The sequence below is a fragment of the Methylocystis sp. SB2 genome, assembly GCF_049817085.1.
Classification (GTDB): Bacteria; Pseudomonadota; Alphaproteobacteria; order Rhizobiales; family Beijerinckiaceae; genus Methylocystis; species Methylocystis rosea.
Window position 1 is genome coordinate 129,740 of record NZ_CP187401.1, and the last position, 26,807, is coordinate 156,546.

The following is a 26,807-nucleotide window of genomic DNA, read 5'->3' on the forward strand; positions in this document are numbered from 1 at the left end:
GCATGGGCGCAGTTCAAAAGCTTGCGGAAGCGGAATTTTTTCACGACCTGCGTTGGTCCGCAGAATTCGGCGCGGCGACTCGCGCCGTTGTCGCTGATGGCCTTCCTTATTACATCAACGCCTTTTGGACCGCCGGGCAAAGGCGCGCGCATCCGCTGCATGAGATCAGCTATCGCGCCTGTTTCAAGCCGCAGCTCCCGGCTTTTTTCATCGATCGGCTGACGCAGCCGGGAGACGTCGTCTGCGATCCTTTCATGGGCCGCGGCACGACGATCCTGCAGGCGGCGCTGATGGGGCGGACGCCCATCGGCTCCGACGCCAATCCTTTGTCGCTGCTGCTGACGCGGCCTCGACTGCGGCCTCCTGCGCTTTGCGATATCGAGGCGCGGCTCGCGGCCGCGCCCTGGGGACGCGGCGAGGTTGATCGCGAAGACCTTCTCGCTTTTTACCACGCTGAGACGCTGCGGCAGATATGCGCGCTGCGTCGCTATCTGCTGATCCGCGCAAATGATGGCCGCCTCGACGCCGTGGATGGCTGGATCCGCATGGTGGCGCTCAATCGATTGACCGGACACTCGCCGGGTTTCTTTTCGGTCTATACGATGCCGCCCAATCAGGCCGTCTCGGTTAAGGCGCAATTGAAGATCAATGCGCGTCGGGAACAAACGCCGCCGCGGCGCGATATCGCCGAGCTGATTTTCAAGAAATCGCGCGCGCTTCTGGCGGAGGAGGCGCCGGCTGCCTGCGACGCGCAACTCGTCGTGGCGAATGCCGCCCGTTTGGAGCATATCGCCGATGCGACAGTCGATCTCGTCGTCACATCGCCGCCCTTTCTCGACGTCGTCGACTATCGCGGCGACAATTGGCTGCGCAACTGGTTTGCGGGAATCGACGTCGAGAGCATCCGCCTGTCGCAGCTTCGCGCGCCGGAAGACTGGCGCGCGATGACTCGCGACGTCTTCGCGGAACTGGCGCGAGTCGTGAAGCCGGGCGGTCACGTGGCTTATGAGGTCGGTGAGGTCAGGGGCGGGGCGCTGCCGCTCGAACAGCTGGTCTGGCGCGCGCTCGACGAGCTTCCGTTCGAGCGATTGGGCGTGCTCGTCAACGAGCAAAGCTTCACGAAGACCAGCAATTGCTGGGGCGTCGCGAATAATGTGAAGGGCGTCAACAGCAACCGAATCGTGATCGCGCGGCGCTTTTGACCTCGCATCAGCCAGCGCGCAGCAGGCGCACGGCGTCGTCGCGTTCGAAGAGGTAGAGCAGGGCGCGCAAGGCCTGGCCTCTGTCGCTTGCAAGCTCGGGATCGCGACGCAAAATCAATTCGGCGTCGTCGCGCGCCACGGCGAGGAGACGCGCGTGGGCGGAAAGGTCGGCAAGCCGAAAGCTCGGCAGACCGGCCTGCCGCACGCCGAGAATCTCGCCTTCGCCGCGCAGCCGCAGATCTTCCTCGGCGATGCGAAATCCATCCTCGGTCTGGCGGATGATCATCAGCCGCGCCTTCGCCGCCTCGCTCAGCGGACCCTTGTATAGAAGCAGGCATGAGGACTTTCCCGAGCCGCGACCAACGCGTCCGCGCAGCTGGTGCAGCTGCGCAAGGCCGAAGCGCTCGGCGTGTTCGATGACCATGATCGTCGCTTCCGGAACGTCGACGCCGACTTCAATGACCGTCGTCGCCACTAGAATTTTGATCTCGCCGCGCTGAAAGGCTTCCATCACCGCGTCCTTCTCGCCGCCTTTCATGCGGCCGTGAACGAGGCCGACCGCCGCTCCGAAAAGCTTCGACAGATCGGCGTGCCGCTCTTGCGCAGCGGAGAGGTCTAGCTCCTCATTCTCCTCGACGAGCGGACAGACCCAATAGGCCCGTGCGCCCTCCGCCAGGGCGCGGCGCAGCCCGGCAATCACCTCATCGATTCTCTCGGCCGGAAGCGCGCGCGTCGAGATCGGCGTGCGACCGGGCGGCTTTTCGTCGAGAGCAGACGAGTCCATGTCGCCGAACGCCGTCAGCGCCAGCGTGCGCGGAATGGGTGTCGCGGTCATCACCAGCACGTCGACGGCGTCGCCCTTGGCGCCGAGCGCCAGCCGCTGCTCGACCCCGAAGCGATGCTGCTCGTCGACGACGGCGAGGCCGAGGTCGTGAAAGGCGAGATCGCTTTGCACGAGAGCGTGCGTGCCGATGACGACGTCGACTTCGCCCGCTCCAATGGCGCCGTGGAGCGCGGCGCGCTCGCTCGGTTTGGCGCGGCCTGTCAGCAGCGCGACGCGCAGTCCCGCCGATGCGAGCGTTGGCGTAAGCCGATCGTAGTGCTGACGCGCCAGGATCTCGGTCGGGGCCATCAAGGCGCTTTGCCGGCCGGTCTCCGCCACGCTCGCCATGGCGAGCGCCGCGACGACAGTTTTGCCGGATCCAACGTCGCCCTGAACAAGCCGCAGCATGCGCTGTTCCGACGCAAGATCGGCGCGGATTTCGTCGAGCGTGCGCTGCTGCGCGCGCGTTAAGCGAAACGGCAGGGCGGATTCGATCGCTCGGGCGTAGCGGCCGTCGCCCTTGTGCGCGCGACCCGGAGGGCGGCGCATCTTTGCGCGGATGAGGCGCAGCGCGAGCTGGCTCGCGAGCAATTCATCGAGCGCGAGACGCTGACGGGCAGGATGCTGCGACGAGAGCGCATCGGCGCTTGCCGGCCGGTGCGCCGCGCGCAGCGCCTCGGCAAAGGCGGGAAGCTTGTTGGCGGCGAGAACGCTGGCGTCCTGCCATTCTGGAAGGGTCGGCAGGCGCGTCAGCGCTTCTTCCGTCGCGCGCAAAACGTAACGCGCTTGCAAGCCCTCGGTGAGGCCATAGACGGCTTCATATGCGGGGAGCTTCGCCAATCCGGCTTCGTCGAGCACGCGGTCGGGATGCACGATCTGGCGGCGCCCGTCATAAAGCTCGATGCGTCCCGAGATCCAGCGCGCCGCGCCAAGCGGCAGGCTGCGTTCGATCCAGTCGGGATTGGCGAGAAAGAACACGAGTTCGACGTCGCCGGTGTCATCCTCGACGAGCACGCGATAGGGCGACTTCGAATACCGGCCCTGGGGGCGACGATGTTCGGTGACGCGCGCCTTCAACACCACCATCGTCTCGAGCGGCGCGGCGGCGATCGTGGGCCGCACGCTGCGGTCGATGACGGTCGACGGAAGATGAAAAAGCAGATCGACGAGGCGCGCTTCCGTCCCCGGCTTGGCGAGCAGCCGGTCGAACAGCCTGGCGGTTTTCGGCCCGACGCCGGGCAGTGCGGCGACGCGACCGAAGAAGGGGTCGAGCAGGGAGGGACGCATGAAGGTTCAGTTCAGCTCGCCGGGGAACGGGTCACTTGATCTCGACATCATAGCTCGGCGCGCCGTCCGCGCCCTTGTAAGTGAAATGCCACCATTCGCGCGGAAAATTTTCAAAGCCGTGGCGGCGCATCAGCGACACGAGCGCGTCGCGATGCGCGCGCGCCGTCTTTGAGGTTTTGGCTTTCGTCCATGAGCGCGTATCGAAAAAATCGAACGGCGTGCCGAAATTCCAGCCTTTGACGCCGATATCGACGGCCATTCCCGTCGAATGGGTGGAATGTTCGGCGATATAGCCCTCGGGAAACAGCGCGCTCTTGGCGAGACGCGGATAATGTTCGGTCTTCGTCCGCTGGTCGGCGTTGCGCGACCAGTCGACGAAGGCCGAAACGGCGCGCAGCGGTCGGTAGCAATCGTAGACAACGAGCGAAACGCCGCGGGCGCGCGCATCCTTCTGCGCGGCGGCCAGCGCTTTGGCGGCCTCAGTGCGCAGCCAGCATTGCGGCGCGTCATAGCCGGGCACCGGGGCGCCGGTGAAATTATCGGCGCCGGCATAGCGCATCTCCTGAACGATGGTCGGCGCAACGTCAGCAAGGCGCGCGAAACCTGGCGGCGGCTCGCCGGCGTGCGCATATGGCGCGGCAAGCGCCCCGATAAGAAAAAACATCACCCTGCGCATGGCGGCTCCACGTGCGTTGGCGCAATTCGTAACTCTCGAACCCCGACTATAGGTCTTTCCAACGCAATCGGGAGGCCTTTGATGTCCGAAAAACTCGCGCCTTTCGCCGGCCTCACGCTCGCCGCTCTCGCCGCCGCGATCGCATGGGGCGCGACGGCGCTCGCTGGCGATCGTTGCAATGCGACGGGCGCCATGGGCGCTTCGATCGCCATCCGCGATCAGCGAAAAAATGTCATCGGCGCCATCGAAGACGGGAACGCTATTATCGTGCAACGTTATGGCGAGGACGATCACGGCAGGCCCTGGGCCTATGTGGCGAGCCCCGGCGGCAAGCGGCTCGGTTGGCTCTATCGCGAATTCATTCGCTGCTAAAAGCGCCCGCGTTTGCCGGCTATCCCTTCGCCTTGGCGAGGCCGCCATGCGCCGCCGACCAGGCGACGGGATCGGCGATGAAGGCTTCGACTTCGTTGAGCGCGTCATCGGGGAAATATTTGTGCTCGCGGGCCACGGCGAGCACGTCGCGCCAGGTTGCGAGCGCATGCAGGCTGATGCCGAGCGCGGCGAGCTCCTCGCGCGCGCCGGCAAATATATCGTAGAAGAAGAACACGAAGACGTGATCGCAGCGCTGCCCTGAGTCGCGCAGCGCCTGCACGAAGTCCTTCTTCGAGCCGCCGTCGGTCGCCAGATCCTCGACCAGGAGGGCGCGGCCGCCCTCCATCACATCGCCTTCGATGCGGGCGTTGCGGCCGAAGCCCTTGGGCTTCTTGCGCACATATTGCATCGGCAGCATGAGGCTGTCGGCGATCCACGCCGCGAAGGGAATGCCGGCCGTCTCGCCGCCTGCGACGATGTCGAGCGATTCATAGCCGATGTCGCGCTCGATCGTCCGCGTCGCAAAATCGACGAGGCGCCGCCGCAGCCGCGGGAAGGCGATGATCTTGCGCATGTCGATGTAGACCGGCGACGCCCAGCCGGCGGTGGTTATGAAAGGCTTATCGACATTCACGAGCACCGCTTGCACTTCGATCAGCGCCTTGGCGGTCTCTCGCGCGGCGGTTTGGTGGTCGTTCGACATGGATGCGGCGTGCCCTTCTTAGAAAAAATGCCGCGCAGCCATAGCCTATTTCGCGCCGCCGCGCTCGGTGGTCTGACCGAAAAGTATTTCGCGCTCCAGCGCCGTAAAATCGAGACGCGACCGCTCATAGGGCGCGCCCGCCGCATAGGCGCGGATCACCGCCGGCCGGGAATGGATCGCCTCGAACCAGCGCTTGAGATGCGGGAAGTCGTCCAGATCCTGGCCCTGATCCTCATGCGGAACGATCCAAGGATAGCAAGCGATGTCGGCGATCGAATATTCGCCAGCCAGAAAAGGCGTCTTGGCGAGCTGTCCGTCCATCACGCCGTAGAGCCGGCCGGTCTCATTACGGTAGCGCTCGATCGCGTAGGGAATTTTCGCCGGCGCGTATTTGGCGAAGTGGTGGTTTTGACCGGCCATCGGGCCAAGTCCGCCGACCTGCCAGAACAGCCACTGCAGCGTTCGCGCGCGGGCATGGAGGTCTGTGGGAAGAAGCCGTCCGGTCTTCTCGGCAAGGTAGACGAGGATCGCGCCCGATTCGAAGAGCGCGACCGGAGCGCCGCCATCCGCCGTCTCGCGGTCGACGATGGCCGGCATGCGATTATTTGGAGAAATCGCGAGAAACTCAGGCTTGAATTGGTCGCCTTTGGTGATGTCGATGGGCTTGATCCGATAAGCGAGTCCCGCTTCCTCGAGAAAAATCGTGACTTTGTGGCCGTTGGGGGTCGGCCAATAATGAAGATCGATCATGGACGCGTGTCCGACGGGAGACCAGACTCTGTTGTAAGCCCTCGCGTCGCAAGATCAATCGCTCAGGTCATGCTAGGCTAACGCCCGGGAGTGGATCGCCATGCTGATCAGATATTCGAAGATTTTGCTGACCGCTGCGCTCGGCGCGCTCATTCTGCTTGTCGCCATCAACAATGTGACCGACTACGCCACGAATTACCAGTTCGTCAGCCATGTGATGTCGATGGATCAGGTGCCGGCCGGCAGCCCGCTCGAGTGGCGCGCGGTCACGAGCGTAACGCTGCACCGGATGTTCTATGCATTTATTATCGCAGTCGAATTCTCCGCCGCTGCGCTCGTTCTCGCCGGCGTGTGGCGGCTGTTGCTGAGGCGCAAAGCGGAGGCGGCGCGATTCAACGCCGCGAAGGGTGTCGCGATTGCGGGTCTTGCGCTCGCCGTCGGCCTCTACCTGTTCGGCTTCATGGCCGTTGGCGGGGAATGGTTCCAGATGTGGCGGTCCCTGCCAGACGCCGAGCAAGCCGCGTTCCGCTTCATCGGCTGCGCGGCGCTGGTGATGCTGTTTCTGGGTCAGCGCGACGATTAACGCGTCACAGCCGCTTCAGCATATTGTATCCGAGCAGACCGCCAAGTCCCGCCCCGACGACTGCGATGAGCGGGCCGCCGATCGCGACGCCAGTCAGACCGCCGAGAACGGCGCCCACGCCGCCGAAAAGATATTTGTTCTTCTGGACGGTGGGGTTTTCGTCGGTCAGTTTGTTCTCAACGATAGGATTTTTGTCATCCGCCATTGCAAAGTCCTCGTGAAAGAGCCGCAGTGGCGAATTAAGCAGGCCCGCGTTGTTTTCAAGAGCGGGGGCGCGTCAATAAGGCGAGTTGGCGCGCGCATGGATCGACTTCACCTGGCCTCCTAGATATCCGACGGAAGACTCTTGGCCCGCGTGGCGCGACGCGCCGAAAGGATGCGCCATGAACGGGGGAACCGCCGCAAAAACCGCCTTTGTTCTGGCCGGCGGCGGCAGCCTCGGCGCTATTCAGGTCGGCATGCTTCGAAGCCTTACGGCCGCCGGCGTGCGCCCCGACTTTATCGTCGGTTCGTCGGTCGGCGCGATGAACGCCTGCTATTTCGCCGGCCAGCCGGACGCGGGAGGCGTCGAAAGGCTCGCCCATGTTTGGCTCGGCCTGCGTCGGCGGGACATCTTCCCGTTCACTTTCTCTGCGGCGCTCGGCTTGCTGCGCCACGCCGATTATCTGGTGGATCCTTCGTCGCTGCGCGGCTTGATCGAGCGGCATCTGTCTTATGTCGCGCTGCAAGAGGCGAGGCTGCCGGTCTATATCGTCGCCACGGATATGCAGGGCGTCGCCGTGACCCTTTCGCGTGGGTCGGCTGCGCAGGCCATCATGGCCAGCGCTGCGGTGCCGGGAATTTTTCCGACCGTCGAGGTGGACGGCGCGCCCTTGATGGATGGCGCGATCGCGGCCAACACGCCGCTTTGGCTCGCCATGACGCTCGGCGCGTCGAGGATCATCGTCTTGCCGACGGGCTACGCCTGCGCCCTGGAAAAGCCGCCTGCGAGCGCCGTCGGTCGCGGACTGCACGCGATCACTCTGCTCATCGCCTGGCAGTTGATCCGCGATTTGGAGCGCTTGCCGCAGGAGATCGAGGTGCATCTCGCGCCGGCGCTGTGTCCGTTGAACGTTTCCCCTTACGATTTCTCGCGCGCCGGCGAACTGATTTCACGCGCGACCGCCGCGTCGCAGGAATGGATCGCCAAAGGCGGCTTAAGCCGCCGCGCGACGCCGTCCGATCTCGCCCCGCACCATCATCCTCTCGCGGCCGTTACCGGTCGACACTGACGTTGCGATCAATCTCGCCGCGCTAAATTCTCCTCCGGCGTCGCGCCAAGCTCCAAGCTGATCCCCTGCATCTTGAGATGAGCCCAGTTCTTGAGGTCTTTCACGGTGAAACCTTTCAAGAAGGGATTTCCATTGACGATTTTTTCGCGGGTTTTGCCGGGCTGTCCGTCGACGCTGGCGATCACCGTCGCCGCGTCCACCTCTTCCGGCGCCGACAGGATCGCCGCCGCGCCGCCCGGTCCGGCGAAATGCGCGAGATAAAGCGCGCCGGGCGTGACGGGCAGACCCTTCTTCAACAGGATCGACGTGTTTTGCTCGACATAGCGCGCCGTCATTTCTCGAGAGAGCTCAGGATCCTTGCGCAAGTCCAGAATCTCTTTGTCGCTTAAATTGCCGGCGAGTTCAGGACGGTGCTTCTTGATCAACCCCATCCAGGTCGCGTTGATGAACTGGCCGAGTCCGGCAGCGGAGGAAAAATTGTTTCTAGCGTCCGGATTTCCCTGTGACTCGGACATGGTGATCCGATCGACCAGAGCCTTAAGCGACGAGGCGGCCTGATCGGGAAAAACTGGAAAATGAAAGTCGTGGAAGTGCAGTTTCAGTCCGAATCCAACGGCGAAGATCAACATTAGAGCGACTGGAGAAACGCGTGTGTTTGTTTCGTCGCTGGCCTGCCTGCGCGTGGCGAAAGCCTCTTCCCGATAAGGCGCGGTCAGCCTGATATATTCGGCGGTCTGTGGTTGTATTTGCGCGTTTTTGAGAGAGGACAGAACGCTTTGCAGCGTCTGGTCGTCGAACCCCAGATTGATCCTGATCTCGATCTTTCTTCCTGCGTCTGAACTCTCGCTGTCAGAAACCAACGTCGCGTGTTCGCACGCCGAAATTTTTACTGCGGCTTCGGCTCCCGCAGTTGGCGGAGCTTTGTCCTCGCGCGCTCGCGTAACCGCTTCGTCGGAGGTCTCAGTTGAAGAGCTTGCCTCGTCCATCAGCTCACTCCTCGCTTGTGTGGCGAATATCCAATGGCAGACGAGGGGAGCAGCTTCCTGTTATCAAATTGTAAACGATGCTTCAGAGAGCGAGCTTGCGCTTGTGACGGAAAGGCGCCGCGCCTCGGCGCTTCGAAATTTGCCTCAATCTTCCGACGCCTGCTTCGAGCTTGTAGTTGATTGAGGCAGATGGGCTTTCAAATTCGCGAGAGGGCCGGGAGCCCTCATGAAGAAGCTTTTATTCCCGAAGAGCGAACGATTTCCCTCCGGATCAAATCTATTTCCCGAATCATGGTGTTTGAAATCTTTGCGTGGCGGCGGCGCAAGTCGCGCAGGCCGTTAATCCATTCTCAAGCAATCGGCGTGAGGCTCAAAAATCTTGCACCCCCCATGCGAAGCCTTGCCATGACCGAGCAAACGGGATTAGCCGCCCTCGACCTTAGTTCTGCCGCGGCGCCTGCGGCTGACGTTCCGGAGCTGAAGGTAGGGACCGCGGACGCGGCGATCTCCGGAAATTTCTCCGCTGGTTCTGAGACAAAAGTCGCGCAACGCCAGCCACCGGCGTTCAAAAGCGCTTTCATCCACGGCTCTCGGCTTCTTTGGGCGGCGCTGCTCTATGGCGTCGCCGGCCTCGCCGGCTGGCTGATCGCCGAGGCCGCCTGGCCGACGGTCTCCGCCTTGCCGGACCTCGTCCGCACGATGGCGACGCAGGAAAACGCCGAGCGCGCCGCCTTTCTGCGTACGACGCAGAAGATGCAAGAGGAGGTCCGCGCGCTCCGCACGGAGATGGAGTCGATGAGGTCTTCGATGCAGGCGGCGGCTCCGGCCGCCGACGCTGTCGAAACTCTCGGCAAACGCGTCGACGCGATGAAGACGGAAACGAGCGCCGCGATCGGCGCGCTGTCAGGTCAGGTCGAGGGACTGCGGCGCGACGCAGCCGCCAAGCCCGCGTCCTCGGAGCAAGCCGGCGCGCGTTCGCCGCGAAACGAATACGTCATTCTCGAACAAGGCGCGTCGCGGCGGACGACCGTCTCTGCGACGGTGAAAGTCGGCGAGGGACTGCGACGTCACAAAATACGTCGCGGGGACGCGTTCGAGCCAACAAAATATCCGGACGCGCCCGGCGCGCCGCGCCCGCTCGGCGCCTACGGGCGGTAGGATAGAGGAGTCGACCGGATCGCTTACGATGGTGGCGCAGCTTGGGCGACCTCAATCGAACTTTGTACGCGCGCTAAATTGACGGACGACTTATCCGTCCATGGCGAGGTAATGGCGACCGCGATAGACTGCCTCGCAGCCGCTCGATCAATGACCCAGCGACAGGTGCGACATACGGAAGATGCTGGATACGAGTTTTATCACGATGCCAACGAGCCCTGAGCCGCCATAAAAATTGCCTTTGTTGAGTTGGATAAAAACATGGGCCGGCGCGTCAGATTCATTGGTCACTTCGCACACAAAGAATCCTTCACGGGCGCGCATCGATTCAAAGAGGATTTTCGTGGCGGCGGCGCACTCACGCAGGCGCGCGCGGATCGAATTATCGCGGCTCGTCTTTGCGGACGCCGTAATGATTGCATTTGCTCTGGAGCGATCCTGTGCGACTGCGGCGACCCTCATATCCTCAGGATGCGTCTGGCTGGTTGGCCGCAGTTTGGAAACGACATTGGCGGTCGTCGCAATGACGTTTCCAAGCGCGTAGTCCCGACTCTCGCCCGGCTCGATCCGTTCGCACCAGATCATCGTCTTGCCGGCAAGACACAGAATCGCAGGCGTCGACGGATCGTCGAGAGGGCATGTCTTGTAGACATAAGGCGCTCGCGCCCAACTCATGGTCGATGCGTCACAGGGAACGGATTCAATCACGACATTGGCGGATGAACAAAGATAGGCAGGCTGGAGAAACAGCAGCGGCGCCGAATTGTCTCCTGCAAGTTTCGTCAGATCGATTTTCTCGACGACATTGCCTTCGCCAGCCGTCAGCAAAATCTCTCTTTGCTTCTCCGAAGTGGCGATCCGATTGAGCTTCACGTCTCCGCCGCCGCAGAACACGTAAAGGAATGTCGCGAACTCATTCGCGATCCAGGAGCGTTTTGGCGCTAAGTGAGGAGTTTGACGCGGAATGGTCCGTGTTCCGGGCCATCGGCAAACAGACCTGCTTGGCCGATCAAAAAAGGACGTCTCGGGACCGAGCGTCACCACGAGTCCCTCGCGCGCGCCCAACAAGCGAAAGTCGCTTTCACCTTTCCGGAGCGAGATCTGTTCGGGACTGGAAAATGGGTTGCGCATGAACGTGCGAAACCCGAGGTCGATAAAGTCGATGGGCGTCATGTACATGCGCAAAAATCCCTCAGCCAATTTACAAGCATCTTGGGGAGATCGTCGCCGCGACGGATCGAAAGCTTACGGTCGCGTTTGCTGAAGCGATCGTTTCTATAACGCAGCTTTCGAGCGTTCGTTCCGCGCTCGTCGCGAGGGATCGAGGCCAGGCGAGGGCCGACAAATCGAATTGATAATAACTGGCTGATATTGAGGATGAACTGAAACTAAGTGGTGCCCCTGGCCAGCACGAAACTAAATCTCTGAAGCATTTTGATTCAATAATGTAAGCGCAGACGCTCGACATGAGGCCCCACCTCTGGCCACACCTTGTGGCGGGGTGAAAAAATTTGCGACACAATGGATTGACCCGCGCCGGCGCAATGAGCGATGTTCGTGGCGTCTTGTGAATTGTGCTTGATCGTCTGATTTCTGATCTCCTGCGCCCTGATCTCTTGCGCCTTTGCGTCTGATCGCCCTGCGCCCTGTTTCCTGACCTCTGAAAATCCCCAACCTTGCGCCCAAGGCCGCGCCGTCGCGCGTCCGCGAGCGCGAATCGCAGAGGTTTATTGTGACCAAACAACCCACACCTACTGTCGACGATGCTTTGTTCGGTGGCCCCCGTGTTCGCGCTGAGTTGGGCGACGGCGAGCGGCCTATTTCCAACACCACGTTTTGGCGCTGGCGCAAGAGCGGAAAAATCCCTCCGCCGGTCAACCTTCCTGGCGCGCCGCGCTGGCGGCGCAGTGTCATCGAATCGCTAAAGGGGAGGGCTGCTTAATGACCTCTCACAGCCTTTTTGAAGCCGCCCTCACCGCCGCTCGCGGCGCCGAACCATTGTCGGACAGGCATCGTCGCGCGCTTGAGAACCCGCCGCATACCGCGATCATCGATGCAGGCGCAGCCGCCGCGGACGGCTTCGTCACCATGGGCGGCGCCGTCAACGCGCACGCCTTCGCCAAACACATGTTGCAAGAACACGCCGAACGCGTCGCACGTGTCGAACGAATCGTCGCGATCCTGAACGGCGAGACCGCGCTCGATCTCTATGAGGGTCCGCGCCTTGTCAGCTTCGTCGCCGGCTTGCGCAAGGGGGTGCCGCGGGTGCTGACCAAGGCGTTGCGCTTGCTGCCTGATGCGCACCCCTTGGGCGTCGCCGACGCGCTTGAATCCGCACTGCGCGACCTGCGCACGTGGCGTCGCGAAAGACCCGAGCCAGCGCGGGAAATTTTGTGTCGCAACATCGCTCCTTGGAAAAAAGAGCACGCGGCCTGATGCAGACGATTCCTAAGAGCAGCGCCGAGTCACTTCGGCGCTATCTGCTCAATCTCGACGATCAGGAGTTCGCTCTGACGTGGCGCGACGCGCTCGAAAAGGGTGACATGACGGACGCTGAGCGCACGATCTTCCGCGAAGTGTCGGACGAACGAAGTTGGACGCACGATGCGCGTCACGAACTACAGGCACGGCGAGATTTGGCCCAGTTTATGGGCGGGTCACACGCGGAACACTGAGGGGGCGACCGAATGAGTAACACACATCTCGTGCCTCTAGAGTCGAACTGCGGCGAGCACATTGTGCTCGTCGCGGCGGATGACATCGACACCGTTCACATCTCGCATGTCGACGAGCGCGGGTGCCATCCAGTGAGCTTGAAGCGGGAACATCCGACCGAGCTATCGCTCAGGTTTCTGCATCACCTGCACCCGGCGCCGGCCGATCACGTGTCTAGATTCGACCTTGCGCCTCCAGGCTCGCCGCCACGATCAGCCGCGCGGGCTGAGGACCTGATCGACTCCCGCGACTACTCGCCCGAACAATTCGCCGAACTCGCCGCGATCGAACACTTGAAGATGACCGCGCGTCATCTGCGCGAGCAATCAATCGAGGACGGCGACGAAATCTCAGAGCAGGAAGCGTGGTTGCGTGCGAACGAAAATCATGCACGCGCTCTTGGCATTTCCGAGAATGAGATCACCAAGGCAAGAGCGGCATTCGAAGCCAACGTCAGTGATTAAAAAACGCCCGGCGCGCTCAGACAAAGCGGCCGGGCGAAGTCTCAAACCAGGATATGCGTTTTATGGATTACGTTTTACGTAATGTCAAGATAACCTTGACGAACAATCTTTCAGTGCCGGAGCGCCGCAAGGCGAACCGCGCCGCCGGCCGCGCGCTTGTCGCCGCCGGGATTCCCGTTGTGCCGACGCGAGACAAAGTTCCCCTCCCGGCCGCGTGGCCGAAGCTCGATTCTGAAATTTCAGACGACGAACGCCAAACGATTATTGCAGAAGCCAAAGCGAAGAACGGCTTTGCGCCGATGCACGTCGGCTCGACTCTCGACGCCAGCACGGTCGACGCCTGGACAACGACTCACGACTTTACGCCGAGCGTAAGCCTCGGGGCGGCCGGACTTGCTGTGCTTGATCTCGATATTAAGAACAGCGTCGACGGTGTGGAGTCGGGCCTCAGATGGCTTGCCGAGCACGACGTCGATATTGAGAAATGCCCTAGGGTTCGCACGCAAGGCGGCGGCCTGCACGTCTACTTTTCGAATCCGGGCAACATCGGCTGCGGACGCCGCGCCGATCTGCAATGGGATTTGAAGGGCGCAGGAGGGCAGGTTGTAGCGCCCGGTGCCGTGCGAGAGTCAGACGGAAAAAGCTACACAGCCGAAGAGGGCGCGCCGTCGCTCGTGGACGCTTTTCAGAATGGCTCCATTCCGCCGATTCCTGATGCGCTTGTCGCGATGTTTCGCGGCGCAGACCGTTCAAGCAGCAACGTCACAAAAATCGACGAAGCGCGTGGCCGGAAGCTGCTGAACGAGTCCGATTGGCCGGACTTTGGCGAGATCACGGACTCGGACCTTGGCGATTTTGATCTCGACGCGCTCGCCGAGCGCGACGCCGAGTGGCGTCGCATTTGCACTTCGTACGACAGTCAGGATATGGGCGGCGATGACTCGGCCTCTGGCAACCTCTTCAACGCGGCGAAGTGTCTGCATCGCGAGTTTGGCGACAAACTGGATTTGCTTGCCTTCGCATCGCTTGTCGACGGTGTGAACGATAAGACCGGCGGCGTCGCGTTTGGCGAATATGTTGGCGATGATGCGCGCGCAAAAGGGCAATTCAATCACCGTGACCTCGTCAGAGCATTTGAAAACGCGAAGCCGGTCGCCGAGCGTCGCGGCGCGATCACGGACGGTTCAGCGTTCACGCCGGTCGATGAAGAAGGGTCAGAGCCGGCAGGCGAGGCCGATAAGGCAAGGCGCAAGATTAAATCCCTCGCGGAATTTTGCGCCGAATACGCGCCGGTCGAATATGTCATCGATGGCCTGATAGAACGTGGCAAGGTCTACACATTGACCGCGCCAACAAGCGCCGGCAAGACGACGCTGCTATCGTCGTTGGCGCTAGCGGTCGCTGCGAAGCGTGACGAAGTGCTTGGAATTGAGGTAGAGCAGGGGCGCGTCGTCTATTGCTCCTTCGAGAATCCCGACGACTTTCGGGTCAAGTTGCTCGCCGCAATGGAGGGCCATAGCGTTTCGAGCGGCGACGCGTCTGACAATCTCGACATCATAGACGCCCATGTGACGCCGGGCGGGATTCGAAAGCTTGTGCGGCAAGCGGGCGAATGCGCCCTGGTGATCGTCGATACGCTTCAAGCCGCATTCCCAGGCGACGACTCGAACAGCAATGATCAGGTCAAAAAATTCGTCATGTCGCTGCGAGACCTGACTCGCCTTCCGGGGCGGCCTGCCGTGGTGATTGCAGCGCACCCGGTGAAAAACGCCGGTCGAGATCAATTGACGCCTTATGGCGGGGGCGCTCTGCTGAACGAGATCGACGGGAACCTTACGCTTTGGAAAGAGCGCCGGAGCGCGATTGCCGAGCTTCACTGGCAGGGCAAATTGCGAGGCAGGACATTCGAGCCCAAGAATTTCGAGATCGCAGAGATCGTCACGAAGCTGAAAGACGCCAAAGGCAAGGCGCTGCGCCTGCCGATCGCGCGGCCCAAGTCATCGGAGGCGGCCGACGCGGCGGTTGTCGCGGAACGGCGGGACGCGCTTGCTGGCGATGCGGCGCTGCTAGTCGCAATCGACAAGGACGCGAAGTCGAGCTTGACGGATTTGGCCGTGGCAGTCGGGGCTTCGAAGGCGACGATCGGCAGGCGGGTCGCCGGGCTGGTCGACCGCGGGCTTGTGAAGCAGAGTCCTGATGGCAAGACGTTGACACGCAAAGGGCGGGCAGCCGTCGCCGAGGCCAAGAACACCGCGGAAGCGGCGGGAGGTTGTTTCGAGCCTGTGGCCGATGAGGAGTCGGTGTGACCGGCGACTAGCTCCCGTGAGAAGGAAGCCCGCCATCCAGGCGGGTTTTTTTTGTCTCGTCTGCCTGAAAACAACCTTGCGAGGTCTGAGACGATCAGTGAGACGCCGTCTCACGATTCGTCTCACGTTTTTGTGAGACGATTTTGTGAGACGATCTGTGAGACGGTGAGACGATTTTTTGATAAGGCACTGAATATAAGCCGTTCGCAGCGTCGGACCGTGAGACGATCATGAGACGATTTTCGGCCGGAACCCCTCTATCGTCTCACCGTCTCACGCTTTTCCTTTCCTAGAAGGAAAAGCAAGTGAGACGCGAGACGGGGTTGAGACGCGAGACGGCGATTAAGAGGACATGGGCCATTAATCGTCCGAGGCGCGGCCCATGTCCGGCTCTATCGAGCGGGCGCACTGACCAATCACTCGTAGAGGCATTCCTTTTCAACGGGCGGACCACAGCGCAGCCAGCAATGCACGGGAAACCCGTCTGGACTGGCCTCGCATTTCCAGAAGTGCTCTCCGGAATTCGGGCACCGTCCCCTGCAGGTAATGAATGATCCGGGGCTACTCGATTTATACGTCGTAACCGTGCTGGCCTCTTCGCCCGCGATCTCTGATTCTTTGATGGGCGTTCCGGGCTTAATTCGCGGTTCTGCGGCGAGCAACACGTTCGAAGACAACAAAATCAATGCAATTGCTACGCTCAGCCTTTTCATAACACCCTCCTATTATTGCCAAGAACAAGACGTGAAAAAATCGAACGTTTTTATTGGTTTGACGGGTAACGCTTGCGCGCGGCAAAGCGTTCCCTAACGACGCGCTCGCAACTCCTATCGCCAGCCTGCCCAAAATTTTCGTCAAGGAAGGCTTGACATACAGCGGGTGAACTAGCTATTCTCGCCACATCTCGAAATGCGCCCAATGGGGCCGTTTCGTTTTTCCCAACAGACCCAAATCCGCCCCACGACCGCTAGTCGCGCGCCGTGCTTTGGCGCGTGCGCAACCGGATTTCAGACAAATGACGAGTGATAACGAGCCGATGCTGCTGCGCGTCCACGAAGTCGCGCGGCTTCTCGGCGTTTCTGACGAAACCCTGCGGCTGTGGCGCAAGGCCGGAAAATTCATTGCGCCAGTCGGCGGTCCCGGCCATCCGCGCTGGCGCCGATCCGATGTGTTGGCCTTTATCGAAGGCCGCACCTACAGCGCCGCGCCTGAGCAGTCTATCGAGTCGCATCTCGACGACGATCTCATCACGGCCGCCGCGCATTTCGGCTTGGTGTGAGCCGTTCCTTTTCCAGACTGGATTCCACATGGACGATACAATCAACGCGGCCGATCTGCTCGGCCCGGCGACACTGCGCGCCTATTCCGCGCTTGCTCGGTTCGCCGACGACACCGCACAAGCTTACGCTCGATACATGACCCCGGCACCCGAGACGGAACCGAAGTTCAGCTTGCGCGGCGAGCGCATTCCGACCATCGGCGAGATATTTAGCGAGATCATTTCTGAGCCGCCGCGTCGCTCGTCGTTGCCTCCCTTCCGCATCATTTGCGACTCCCCTTGGCTGAGCATCACGATTGGCAAAGCCGATGGCGGTCAGTGAGTCGTTCACATCGCCGCGCCTAGTCGACGAGGCCTTTCAGAGCAGAGTGCGCCAGAACGCCAGCATTGCCTTGTGGAACATGTTTCAGCGCGTCGAGATCGCATCCGGCGACAAGGTTCACATCGCTTTGACCGTCGAGACCCCGCGCGGAACGATCGTTGACCGCAGGAGCTTCGTCGCGCCGACACGGATGGAAAAGTGAGATGGGCGACATCGGGCTAAAGGTCGAGTTCGACACGAGGCAGTTTGAGAGCGTCCTCGATCTCGCGTCACGGGAGACGCGCAACGCTTTGCGCCGATCCGTCGACCGCGCGGCAAGGACCGCGCGCAGAGAGACTATCCCGGTCATGGCGGCCGACATCGGCGTGAGCATGAGCGTTTTTGGAAAAGCCGTCCCTCCTGTGAAGGGAAGCACTCAAAATAATCTATCGGCAACGTGGACGATCTCGAAGGCGCGCATCAGCGCGCTGAAGGTGGGTAAGTTCCAGCCGGTCCTCTCGCCTCTGCGTGGTTCATATGCCGGCTCAACATTCCGTCTCACTGGTGGCGGTTCGTCGTCGCTCCGCATCGGCAAATCATTCGTGATGAATGTCGGCGGCAATTCACTCTTGATGGTGAGGCAGGGGCGGGGACGTTCCAACGTGAAGTCGATTTATGCGGAAATGCCGCGGACTGGAATGGAGCAGACCGACGGCGCGCCGAGGCTTAAATGGCAGAGTGTCGCCGAGCGCGAACTAGCGAAAGAAATTGCAGCGAACGTTGGCGTCGCTCTCAGTGGTGGCACAGTCCCGACGCCAACGAGCGAAGGTCAACCGGGTCCTTCCGACGCGCTCCAAGCGCTCCGCGGGTCCGCTGCCGCATGATTTTCATTGAAAACGTGAGTGTTTTCGATGGTGTCATTACAAAATTCAACTTGCAAAAGCTTGAATGCGGGAAGTGACGAGCTATTTATTCTAGGGGTTTGAAAACACTGGAGAACGCGAAGATGAGCCTAGCTCCGACAGACGCATATGAAGCTGCAAAGAACAAGCGTGAAGCTCAGGAAAAGGAGCGAATCGCGAAAGAAGCGCGAGCAAATGAATTTATGCTTTTTGCGGAGAAACGGCTTGAAGAAATCGATAGTGCCGTGAAAGCTTCTATTCCGAAGGGACTTCAATTGGACACAATAGTGACAGGTGCCGGAGGTCTGGATAGCGGTAATCGTCACGGACTCAAAGGTTTGTATCTGAAATTGTTCGAAGCAGAGGCGCTTGTAGCCGAAGGCGCTATTAACATTGGATCGGACGAGTGCGCTGTAATCACGGATTTTACGCGCAACGCCCACGGAAGACAGCCGGGTGTTGTGTTCAAGACGGTTCCTTTCGCAAAGCTTGACGTTGATCTGTGCACAGAATTTTTGTCACATCTGATAAAAACGCACGTCAGTTAAAATTGCCGCCGTGGGCATTTCCCTAGAACCTGACAGGTCATTTGGAAACTTGTCAGGTTCTAGCCGGAGGGCTCATGACTGGACGAATAGATTTGTCGGACGATTTAATGCACGACTATGACCTGCCTGACAAAGCGGGAATAACGGCGCTCGCCGACGCGGCCGGCCTCTCGCGTCCCCGCGCGCTTCAAATCCTTCAAGCCGCACATATCAAGCGCGACGTTTACAAGAAATATCCCACCGAAATCGCCATGCGGGCTTTGCTCGCGTTCAGCGACGCGGGCAGATCGACCGGCCATGCCATGAACGGCTACGGCAACGTCGCCACGCGCAATGATCATATGCAGGCGCTCGCCGCCGCTCGTGCGACTGCCGAGTCGGCTCGGGCCAGAAAGATCGAACTGGAAGTCGCCAGCAAAGAAGGTCGACTCGTGTCGCGGGATGTCGTCAACAAAACCGCAGTCGAGTTTGCGACGCATATTCGTAACGGCCTCTTAGGCTTTCCCGCTCGTATTGCTCACAAACTTGTCGGCGCCGCAGACGCGGAAGCCATCGAGCGCGTCTTAGATGACGCTATCCGCGAAGAGTTAGCCGCGCTGTCAGACATCGACCTTTACGCACTAAGAGACTGACACCCCATGACATCTATAGATGACGCGTCCGCGATCTTCGCGGAGATGCTGCGCGTGCTCGCGCCACCGCCCAATATCAAACCCAGCCAATGGGCCGAACAGAACCTCGTCCTACCAAGAGAGTCGAACGCCCGTCCCGGCAAGCTGCGCCTAGCCAATCTCCAAAAGCAGATCGTCGACGCCGCAGCCGAGCCGACGACGCGCGAAACCATTCTGATGACAAGCGCGCAGATCGGCAAGACGACCGCGCTCCATTCGATCATCGGTCACGCGATTTGCGGCGAAGGCGGTCCTTTGCTGCTCGTCCGACCGGACGAAGGCGATATCGGCTCCTATGTCAAAGAGACGCTCGACCCTCTAATCGCAGCGTCGCCGACTCTCAAAGGCGCGGTCGCGCACAGCAATGCAAACCTGAAAACATTCGCTGGAGGGTCGCTCGCGCTGGCGTCGTCATACAAGGCGCCGCAGTTATCAGGCAAAGCCATCAGGTTCGGCATTATCGACGAACTCGACAGATGCGCGGCCGTGACTTCGAATGGAGAAGGCAGGCCGGAAGATTTAGTCCGGCGCCGCCTTCACACATATAGGCGCTCTTTGCTGCTGCTCGCCAGCACGCCGACGTTTGGCGCGACGTCGCGCATCGCGGCGAATTACGAGCAGGGCGACAAACGGCTTTTCTTCGTCCGCTGCGAACACTGTCACAACGAAGCGCCAATCACGCAAGATCGTCTGCTTTTCGAGCCGGGCAAGCCTGAAGGCGCGCGGCTGTTGTGCCAAGGGTGCGGAGCGCTCGCCGATGAAGCCGAGCGACTACGCATGGTCGCCAAAGGGGAACTGCGACCAACCGCACAAGGCGAGCCGGGCGTCGTCTCGATTCACGCGAACGAGCTTTGCAGCGAGTTCAGTTCACTCGCCAAGGTCGCCGCCCAAGTCGATAGCGCAAAGTCGCTGGAGCAGAAAAAATCCGTTCAAAACCTTTGTTGGGGCCTTCCTTTTGAGGCGTCATCCGAAGTTGAGAACGATCCGTCCGCGCTCATGGCGATGGCCGAATCTATCCAAGCGCCATACGAGAAGACAATCGATTTCCTCACGTGCGGCGTCGACGTTCAGTCCAACCGTATCGAGGCGCAATTCGTCGCCCACCAAACGTCCGGTCTAGAGCGTTCGATCCTGGATCACGTCGTGTTGCACGGCGACACGTCCGGCGCGCAAGTTTGGGATGACTTGGACGGGTTGCTTGGGCGAGTCTTCAAATCGCAGGATGGTCGCGCGCTGGAGTCGCAAGTGACCTTCGTGGACGGCGGGTTCATGACCGAAACCGTTGCGCGTTTTGTGATGCGGCAACGCGCCAAAGGCCGCCGCTGCCATATCACGTTCGGCCGCGCCGGCTTCGATCGCGCCAACGTGAAGGAGGGTGCCAAAATCCGCGGGCTGTTGCGTGGGTTAATCGTGGGCGTCGACAACATTAAGATGAATGTGGCGAAGGCGCTTCAAAGCGGCACGATCAAAACGCCAAATCATCTCGACGCCGATTTCTTCGAACAGCTAAGCGCCGAGCGCCTAGCAGTCAAATATGTTCGCGGCTTTCCTCGCCAGCAATGGGAGAAGTCACCGGACGTTCGAAACGAAGCGTTCGATTGCCTCGTTCTAGCGGTCGCTGCGGCCTCACTCGTTAACGGCCGCGCAGCACCAGTGGACAAGGCGAAAACGCAGTCTCTTTCCATCGCCGAGCGCGCCGCCCGGCTCCAATCATTGCACACACGAAAGGCTGCTTGAGCCCATGTCCGAACCGAAGATGACCAAACCCGTCGCGAAGACTGAAGCGACCGTCCGGGCCGAAGAAAGGATGCGCTTTAAGGCCATCATGGAAAGTCCCGAAGCGCAAGCTCGCCCCAAGACCGCGCTAAGGCTCGCCCTCTACGGCCAAACGCCGCCGGAGATCATTCGGGAGATGTTGGCCGATCTCCCGGCGGAAAGCCCGTTCCTGGCGGCTATGGAGCGGGAAGGCAAGACCGGCGTCATCTCGCCACTCGGCGCCGCGGTCGCGTCTGACGATTCGAAAGTGGCGCGCTTGGCGGAGATCAGAGAAGCCGCAAACCGGCACAACTTCGCCAAAGGATACATCAGCCCTCAAGAGGCGAAAGCTCGCGGGCTTGACGTGAGAGTCTAATGCAGATCACCTATGAAGGCCTCGCGCCGCCAAATTCCGACGCGCCGAATTCCCTCTCGGCTTCATTCGAGCAAGCGCCACGCGCTGACTTTACTACCGCGACCAATGGGGCCGAACCCGTCTGGCATGGGCGCGCTCGACTCATGGCGCCGGCTTCTCCTTTTCGGATGGTGGGCTTTGGACTCTCAATATGGGCGGCCGGACTGCGCGTGACGGCGCGCTCGCCAGCCGAATCAGTAACGATCTCGCGACAAGCAACGCGCCTATCGCGACGCTGCTCCTTAATCTGACGACGCAGGCAATTGGAACCGGCCTCACGCTCTCCAGCAAGCCGCGCGCCGACGAGATCGGCGTCACGCCGGAGCAAGCGCGCGAGCTTTCAAATCAGATAGAGACGAAATGGGCGGCTTGGGCAGGAAATCCGCTCGAATGCGATATCGCCGGACGTTTCGACGTTCATCAGATGGCCGGAGCATTCTTTCGCAATTGGCTTCTAAACGGCGAGTCGCTGGCAACGCTTGAATGGCTTGCTCTGAGAGACGCGAAGACGAAGACGAAGGTCAATGTCCTCGATATCTCGCAACTAGATCGATCCATCACCCGAAGCGAGAATGGGCGCAACATCATTCAAGGCGTAGCGTTCGACCAACACGGGCGCGTCTCTGGTTATATGTTGCGGCCGTTACCTTTGGGCGCTCAACGCAGCGCGCCGCAGGCGACCTATGTGGAGGGGTTCACCTCTTGGGGCCGCTGCAAAATCATTCACGCTTTTCAGTTTGACGATCCACGGCAAGTCCGCGGACTGTCGCCTCTGACCGGCGCGCTCACCCCGGCCAAGGAAGAGGATACCTTAGCCGAGTTCACCCTTGGCAAAGCTTTGATTGATGCGAGCTTCACGACGACGATTGAGTCCTCGTTGCCCACTACCGTGGCGCTCGACTCTCTCAGTGTGAATGATCGCGCGGGCGGAATCGCGTCGACCGTTGGCGAGTGGCTCGACTCCCACGAGCAATTCTATTCGAAGGCGAAGATTACGCCGCAGGTCGGAACGGTCACACATCTCATGCCGGGCGACAAGCTGATGCAGCATGAGTCAGAGTCGCCGAGCAACAATTTCGACGCCTTCGACAAGTCGCTCCTTCGAAAGACTGCGAAAGCGGCGGGCGCAGCCTATGAGGACATCTCGGGCGATTACGCCGACACGTCGTTTAGTGCTTCGCGGCTCGCGACTGCGCTGCCCCATGAGATCAATCTTCGCAGGCGGAAAGATATCGCCGAGCGCTTTTATCGAGCCGTGTTCGAAGCATGGCTAGAAGAGGCGATCGCGACGACGACGATCAGACTGCCGGCTGGCGCGCGCGACTTCTACGTCGCGAAAGAGGGATATTGCAGTGCCCGATTCCTTGGCAAGGGCAGGGTGTCGCCCGACGAAAAGAAGACTCGCGAGGCGACGATCCTTGGTCTGGAAACCGGCCTTATCAGCTTAACGGAAGCCTATGCTGAAGACGGCAAGGATTTTGAAGCTCAGATGGAAACGCTTCAACATGAGAAGCAATATCTCGAAAGCGTTGGCTTGGAGCATCCGTTTTTCGCCGCGCAGCAACGTAAGAAGGTGAAAGCAGTATGAGTCCACCACTCACTCTAGGGCCTGACATCGATGACCCGTGCACGATGCTCCCAAAGTTGCGTGCCGCTTACTACTCGCTCCTAGCGGGTTCCCAAGCCGAAGAGGTTCGATTCCGCGAGAGATTGGTTCGATATCATCGGGCGGACGCGCGAGCGTTGCAAAGCGAGATTCGTCGGTTGGAGTCGATCTGCGGCGTCTATCACGGCCCGAAACGCTATGCGATCCGAGCCGGCGGATATCAGCAACATGGGGGATATGGATGGCAGAGGAACTTCTAGCCCTTGCGCTCGGCGAGCGCTGGATTCCGGGCAAGGATGCTGACGCTGTCGAAGCAGTTCAGATCGATGGCGTCGCGTCGCCGATATCGCTTGGCGAAGCGGAAGCGATGGGCGCTGACGTGAAACGCGTCGCTTGGTCTGATGAAAGTGCTACGTCGAACATTGGCCGCGAGATGGTGCGCTACGCGGACATGGCGCTCGGCTCGCGGGAGAAAGCGGAGGCGCGCGGATTTTCAATCAAGCCCATGCCCAAGGGTATGCGTGCGGCAATCGACCAGGAGAAAGCGCGGTGGGCCGCGGAAGACACCGCGTTCGCGGCCAAGCAAGAGCAAAAATTGGGGCGGGAAGCCGCGACGGTCGACAAGGCGCATGCTTCCGAGTCGCCGTCCGAACAACCTCCCTTGTCGCCATATGAAGCGTCGGTCCTCTCGACCGACGCCGCGAGATTGCGACCGCAAGCAGCCAAGCTGCTCTTATCAATCCACAACGAATGCACGTTGCCGGTCTATCAGGCCGAAGCTCTTTTATCCGCAATTCCTGCGGAAGTTTCTGAACCTATTGAGGCTCCTACTATGTCGTATTCTATCCATTCTCACGCCGACGCCGCGACCGAAAAGGTTATCGTGCGATCTGTTGAAATCCGCGCGCTGGGGCTCAGTCAGAAAGGCGCCCGCGGCGACGCCGCCGCAAAGGCGGAATCGCGTCGCCTCAATGCGGCTATCGCGGACTATCGCAACGGAACGCCGATCGGCAAGGCGCTCCATACGGCAGGCGCCGACGTTGCGGCGATTAGCGACGCCGCGAAGCGCGCGCTAGCCGCTGCTTAATGGAGGCGAACGCAATGTCGAAGCCTGCCTCCCGAACCGTTCCGCTCTCGCGAGAACTTCAAACGCACAAAGGCCCGATCAAAGAGATCGTCCTGAACGAGCCGACGCTCCGAACGTTTCGCCAATATGGCGAGCCATGGAAACTGACGAGCAACAAGGATGGTCATTCGACTGAGTTCGATAATGCCGCTTTGACGGGATTTCTGGTCGACATGAGCGGACACGATATCGTCGTTCTGGAAACTATGCCTGCGCGGGACTGGATATCTGTTCGCCAAGCGATGGTAGAGCTACTGATGGGGGTTGCCGGCGACCGCCCTACGGCAGCGTGACGCGCCTGATGGCCTCATTTGTCTACGACCTGCATATGCCGGTTTCCGATATCGAGGCCATGACCGTCACGCAAGCGACTTTCTACCTCGAACACATTTCGAAGTTGCAGAAAGAGCGCCAGCAATAGCGGGCGCTCTTTTCGTTCTATCCATTTGCAGATGATGCCGCACATGCGCGGCCCAGGAGTTTCAGGACATGGCCGGCGGCCCGTCAATCACAGCTACAGTTTCCGCGGTCGACCATGCGAGCCCTGAGCTTGCGAAGATCGCCGAGCGGATTCATAAGATTGCAGATCAGCTAAACCGGCTCGGCGTTCAATCGGGCCTCGCGAAGGTGTTTAACAATCCGGCGCTGGACGCCCACGCCCGCGCGCTGGCGCGCATCGAGTCGAACTATCATCGCCTCGCCGTCGCGGCGAAGCAATTTGCGTCGAATGTCGCCGTGCTGGCGTCGCCGGCCATCCTGCATGGGGCGGAGCAGTCCCTGCATCTTGGCGCGGAACGCACGTCTGAGCAGTTCCGATTGACGCTCGCCGGCATTCGCGGTGCTGAACTTGAGCACGCCAAGGAACTCGCGGCGCAGTTACAACGCATGACTCCGATCTTGGATCAAACCAAGCTCCTGGAGCGCTACAAAGAAGTCAGATCGATCCTGCCTAGCCCCGAGGAAGCCGCGCACGTCATGCCGATGGTCGCGCGGACTGAGGCGGCGGTTCTGCAGAGCGATCCGACCGGGCAGGCGGCGCATGGCTTGCCGTGGATGCTGAAGGCGGCGGAAATCGCCGGCTTTGGTCAGGATATTGGAAAACTCTCGCGCTATCTCGACGGCGCCGTTCGCGCCGTTCAGATCATGGGCAAGACGGTTAGCTTCGAACAGCTAGCCGATGTCGTGAAATACTCCGGCGCCGCCGCGCCGCTCTTGTCCGAACAGTTTCTCAACAAGACCGCCGCAGGTTTGGCGCAGGAACTCGGCGGGTCGACCGCTGGCCTTGGCATTCGATCGTTTTTCAAGCTGCTCACGTCGAACCTCAAAGGTCCGACATCGCATCCGGCCTTGGAAGAGTTCCGCAATCTCGGGCTCATCACAGACAAAGACATTGAATTTAGCGGGAAGGGCAAGGCGCTCGGGTTGCTGCCCGGCCATTTCATCCAAGGCCACGAGGCAGCGGCGCATGATCCGGCCCAATGGGTCTGGACCACACTGCTTCCTGCTCTCAAAGCCAAAGGCTTCACGGACAAGGAAGACCAGATCATAGAAGCGCAGCGCCTCTTCCCGAACAGCAACGCCGCGCGCCTCGCCGAAGTGCTCATCAACCAAGAGCAGACGTTCAAACGTCATATGGCGCTGTTCGATCAGGCGGCCGGCGTGGACGGCGCTCTAAAGACGGCTGCAGGCGACCCGATCTCGGCGGCCAAATCGCTCTCGACAGCGATCGGCGACTTCGCGGGCACCTTGACCGCGCCGAACATGGAAAAAGCTGCGCAAGTCATGAGCGGGCTTGCATCGGGCGTTGCGTCTTTAGGCGGTTCGCTGCAGCAGTTCCAGAAAGAACACCCATTGGGCGCACAGGCGCTCGGCGCTGTGCCCGTGGGGATTGCCGGAGTCGCGGGCCTCCAGCTTTATCGCTTGGGCGACGGCGTGCTGAAGGCGCTTCGTGGCCACTTCGGACTGAACGTCTCGGCGGCGAACCTCAACGTCGCCGCTGCCTCTTTGGAGGTGGCTGCAGCGCGTCTGGGCGGCGGCGACTTGCTCGGCAAAGCGGCCGGCGCTTTGGGCGTCGGCGGGACGGCGGTGCAAGGCGCTGGCGCCGCGGGCGCGGTCGGCGCGACTGCCAGGACCGCCGGACTTCTATCGAGACTGCTCACACCCCAAGGACTGGCGATAACCGCCACGACAATCGTTGTCGGATCGGTTGCGAAGCTCATGATCGAAGAGGCCAAGGCTTTCGATCGCGCCCAGGAGGAAAAGCGTCGAGGTCCTCGACCTTCGGCCTATGACGAATCCCGCCAAGCCGAATACGATCGTGCAGCACGCGAGCGATATCTTAGAGCGCTCAACGTATGGTCGCCGCGGGAGATCGATCCTTCGCGCCAGGGTGCGTTCAATCACCTCTTCGGCACGGCGGAGATCATCCGCGCATCAGCGTTTCGCGGCGCCACAGACGGCGCCCGCTTCGCGCTCAACAGCCGATTGAGCGGCGCCGGCTACACGGCCGGTCCGTTGCCGAGCTTGCCGGCGTCCCAGGCCGATCGGCCCAAATGGCCGGGTATCGAACCGCATGGGAGCACATGGGCCGTTCCGCGCGAGATATCGGTTCAAGGAACCGTCCAGGGTGAGGCCCATGTCAGTGTCGAAAACCATGTGCGAGTCGACGCCAGTCTGCAGTTCTTGGCGTCAATCGAGCGGCGTTTTGCAGACGCATCGGCGCGAATGCAGCTAAGCGGGAAGCTCGGAACCACGATGCAGGGCGGCGGCAACGCACCCACGAGATCGGGCGGCGCTGGCGCTCCACATGCTGCGCCGCTGCATTCGAGCTTTGGGTTTGGGCCTGCAGGCACTCGATAGAGGCGAATCCGTAAGAGTTACAGCGCTTTCAAACGGGCGCAGTCATGCC

At 60.8% G+C, this 26,807-nt stretch carries 29 protein-coding genes; 22 read left to right on the forward strand and 7 right to left on the reverse strand.

All coding sequences use genetic code 11. The features are described 5' to 3' along the window. Positions 1-2: 2 nt before the first annotated feature. Entirely contained in the window at positions 3-1,202 is a 1,200-nt protein-coding gene (locus ACPS74_RS00655) for a DNA methyltransferase (RefSeq protein ID WP_029650554.1), read from the forward strand. A gap of 7 nt (positions 1,203-1,209) precedes the next feature. On the opposite strand, the gene recG is transcribed toward ACPS74_RS00655, so the two are convergent. Both recG and ACPS74_RS00665 read right to left on the reverse strand, forming a co-directional pair. Then, positions 1,210-3,312: an ATP-dependent DNA helicase RecG gene (recG, locus tag ACPS74_RS00660; RefSeq protein ID WP_029650556.1), complete on the reverse strand. Its 2,103-nt coding sequence runs from the start codon at positions 3,310-3,312 to the stop codon at positions 1,210-1,212. A gap of 31 nt (positions 3,313-3,343) precedes the next feature. Next, positions 3,344-3,988: a M15 family metallopeptidase gene (locus ACPS74_RS00665; protein WP_029650558.1), complete on the reverse strand. Its 645-nt coding sequence runs from the start codon at positions 3,986-3,988 to the stop codon at positions 3,344-3,346. Positions 3,989-4,069: 81 nt separating this feature from the next. Between ACPS74_RS00665 and ACPS74_RS00670 the strand changes: the two genes are divergently transcribed. After that, positions 4,070-4,360, forward strand: coding sequence for a hypothetical protein (locus ACPS74_RS00670; RefSeq protein ID WP_029650560.1), 291 nt, complete (start codon positions 4,070-4,072; stop codon positions 4,358-4,360). Positions 4,361-4,379: 19 nt separating this feature from the next. Here ACPS74_RS00670 and ACPS74_RS00675 read toward each other — a convergent pair whose 3' ends face one another. After that, on the reverse strand, positions 4,380-5,063 hold the full coding sequence (locus ACPS74_RS00675; protein WP_029650562.1) for an orotate phosphoribosyltransferase: 684 nt from the start codon (positions 5,061-5,063) through the stop codon (positions 4,380-4,382). Between the two features lie 45 nt (positions 5,064-5,108). Then, positions 5,109-5,813, reverse strand: coding sequence for a glutathione S-transferase N-terminal domain-containing protein (locus ACPS74_RS00680; protein ID WP_029650564.1), 705 nt, complete (start codon positions 5,811-5,813; stop codon positions 5,109-5,111). 100 nt (positions 5,814-5,913) lie between these two features. On the opposite strand from ACPS74_RS00680, the gene ACPS74_RS00685 reads away from it, so the two are divergent. Beyond that, positions 5,914-6,396 (forward strand): DUF2165 family protein, encoded by a 483-nt coding sequence (locus ACPS74_RS00685; RefSeq protein WP_029650565.1) that lies wholly within the window; start codon positions 5,914-5,916, stop codon positions 6,394-6,396. A gap of 4 nt (positions 6,397-6,400) precedes the next feature. Here ACPS74_RS00685 and ACPS74_RS00690 read toward each other — a convergent pair whose 3' ends face one another. Beyond that, positions 6,401-6,601 carry a hypothetical protein gene (locus tag ACPS74_RS00690; RefSeq protein WP_029650568.1) on the reverse strand — a complete coding sequence of 67 codons (201 nt, stop codon included), beginning with the start codon at positions 6,599-6,601 and terminating at the stop codon, positions 6,401-6,403. Between the two features lie 178 nt (positions 6,602-6,779). Between ACPS74_RS00690 and ACPS74_RS00695 the strand changes: the two genes are divergently transcribed. Further along, complete coding sequence (locus ACPS74_RS00695; RefSeq protein ID WP_029650570.1) at positions 6,780-7,667, forward strand: patatin-like phospholipase family protein; 888 nt, start codon at positions 6,780-6,782, stop codon at positions 7,665-7,667. A gap of 8 nt (positions 7,668-7,675) precedes the next feature. Here ACPS74_RS00695 and ACPS74_RS00700 read toward each other — a convergent pair whose 3' ends face one another. Continuing rightward, entirely contained in the window at positions 7,676-8,653 is a 978-nt protein-coding gene (locus ACPS74_RS00700; RefSeq protein ID WP_239754551.1) for a transglycosylase SLT domain-containing protein, read from the reverse strand. Positions 8,654-9,058: 405 nt separating this feature from the next. On the opposite strand from ACPS74_RS00700, the gene ACPS74_RS00705 reads away from it, so the two are divergent. Next, complete coding sequence (locus ACPS74_RS00705) at positions 9,059-9,811, forward strand: hypothetical protein (protein ID WP_029650574.1); 753 nt, start codon at positions 9,059-9,061, stop codon at positions 9,809-9,811. A 147-nt stretch (positions 9,812-9,958) separates the two neighbouring features. On the opposite strand, the gene ACPS74_RS00710 is transcribed toward ACPS74_RS00705, so the two are convergent. Continuing rightward, entirely contained in the window at positions 9,959-10,990 is a 1,032-nt protein-coding gene (locus ACPS74_RS00710; protein ID WP_029650576.1) for a hypothetical protein, read from the reverse strand. A 762-nt stretch (positions 10,991-11,752) separates the two neighbouring features. Here ACPS74_RS00710 and ACPS74_RS00715 point away from each other — a divergent pair. From ACPS74_RS00715 to ACPS74_RS00795, 17 genes are all read left to right on the forward strand, one after another. Beyond that, complete coding sequence (locus tag ACPS74_RS00715; protein WP_029650578.1) at positions 11,753-12,247, forward strand: hypothetical protein; 495 nt, start codon at positions 11,753-11,755, stop codon at positions 12,245-12,247. Further along, a complete protein-coding gene (locus ACPS74_RS00720; RefSeq protein ID WP_029650580.1) occupies positions 12,247-12,486 on the forward strand; it encodes a hypothetical protein in 240 nt (79 codons plus the stop codon). Before ACPS74_RS00715 ends, ACPS74_RS00720 begins: the two co-directional genes overlap by 1 nt. Positions 12,487-12,498: 12 nt before the next feature. Next, positions 12,499-12,990 (forward strand): hypothetical protein, encoded by a 492-nt coding sequence (locus ACPS74_RS00725; protein ID WP_157055247.1) that lies wholly within the window; start codon positions 12,499-12,501, stop codon positions 12,988-12,990. Between the two features lie 95 nt (positions 12,991-13,085). Continuing rightward, a complete protein-coding gene (locus ACPS74_RS00730; protein ID WP_162231973.1) occupies positions 13,086-15,296 on the forward strand; it encodes an AAA family ATPase in 2,211 nt (736 codons plus the stop codon). 546 nt (positions 15,297-15,842) lie between these two features. After that, on the forward strand, positions 15,843-16,106 hold the full coding sequence (locus tag ACPS74_RS00735) for a hypothetical protein (RefSeq protein WP_029650586.1): 264 nt from the start codon (positions 15,843-15,845) through the stop codon (positions 16,104-16,106). A 205-nt stretch (positions 16,107-16,311) separates the two neighbouring features. Beyond that, positions 16,312-16,575 (forward strand): helix-turn-helix transcriptional regulator, encoded by a 264-nt coding sequence (locus tag ACPS74_RS00740; RefSeq protein WP_029650588.1) that lies wholly within the window; start codon positions 16,312-16,314, stop codon positions 16,573-16,575. 28 nt (positions 16,576-16,603) lie between these two features. Further along, positions 16,604-16,897, forward strand: coding sequence for a hypothetical protein (locus tag ACPS74_RS00745; protein WP_029650590.1), 294 nt, complete (start codon positions 16,604-16,606; stop codon positions 16,895-16,897). Next, on the forward strand, positions 16,884-17,099 hold the full coding sequence (locus ACPS74_RS00750; protein ID WP_029650591.1) for a hypothetical protein: 216 nt from the start codon (positions 16,884-16,886) through the stop codon (positions 17,097-17,099). Before ACPS74_RS00745 ends, ACPS74_RS00750 begins: the two co-directional genes overlap by 14 nt. 1 nt (position 17,100) lies before the next feature. Continuing rightward, positions 17,101-17,760, forward strand: a complete 660-nt coding sequence (locus ACPS74_RS00755; protein ID WP_051381767.1) for a hypothetical protein — start codon at positions 17,101-17,103, stop codon at positions 17,758-17,760. 122 nt (positions 17,761-17,882) lie between these two features. Beyond that, positions 17,883-18,326: a hypothetical protein gene (locus ACPS74_RS00760; protein ID WP_157055248.1), complete on the forward strand. Its 444-nt coding sequence runs from the start codon at positions 17,883-17,885 to the stop codon at positions 18,324-18,326. Between the two features lie 251 nt (positions 18,327-18,577). After that, complete coding sequence (locus ACPS74_RS00765; RefSeq protein ID WP_157055249.1) at positions 18,578-18,958, forward strand: hypothetical protein; 381 nt, start codon at positions 18,578-18,580, stop codon at positions 18,956-18,958. Positions 18,959-18,964: 6 nt separating this feature from the next. Further along, positions 18,965-20,734 (forward strand): terminase gpA endonuclease subunit, encoded by a 1,770-nt coding sequence (locus ACPS74_RS00770; RefSeq protein ID WP_029650599.1) that lies wholly within the window; start codon positions 18,965-18,967, stop codon positions 20,732-20,734. A 19-nt stretch (positions 20,735-20,753) separates the two neighbouring features. Continuing rightward, positions 20,754-21,128, forward strand: coding sequence for a hypothetical protein (locus tag ACPS74_RS00775; protein WP_162231974.1), 375 nt, complete (start codon positions 20,754-20,756; stop codon positions 21,126-21,128). A 190-nt stretch (positions 21,129-21,318) separates the two neighbouring features. Further along, on the forward strand, positions 21,319-22,755 hold the full coding sequence (locus ACPS74_RS00780) for a phage portal protein (RefSeq protein ID WP_029650603.1): 1,437 nt from the start codon (positions 21,319-21,321) through the stop codon (positions 22,753-22,755). A gap of 259 nt (positions 22,756-23,014) precedes the next feature. Beyond that, complete coding sequence (locus tag ACPS74_RS00785) at positions 23,015-23,860, forward strand: hypothetical protein (RefSeq protein WP_029650605.1); 846 nt, start codon at positions 23,015-23,017, stop codon at positions 23,858-23,860. A 14-nt stretch (positions 23,861-23,874) separates the two neighbouring features. After that, entirely contained in the window at positions 23,875-24,192 is a 318-nt protein-coding gene (locus ACPS74_RS00790) for a hypothetical protein (protein ID WP_157055250.1), read from the forward strand. 196 nt (positions 24,193-24,388) lie between these two features. Then, positions 24,389-26,758 carry a hypothetical protein gene (locus tag ACPS74_RS00795; protein WP_029650608.1) on the forward strand — a complete coding sequence of 790 codons (2,370 nt, stop codon included), beginning with the start codon at positions 24,389-24,391 and terminating at the stop codon, positions 26,756-26,758. Positions 26,759-26,807 lie beyond the last annotated feature (49 nt).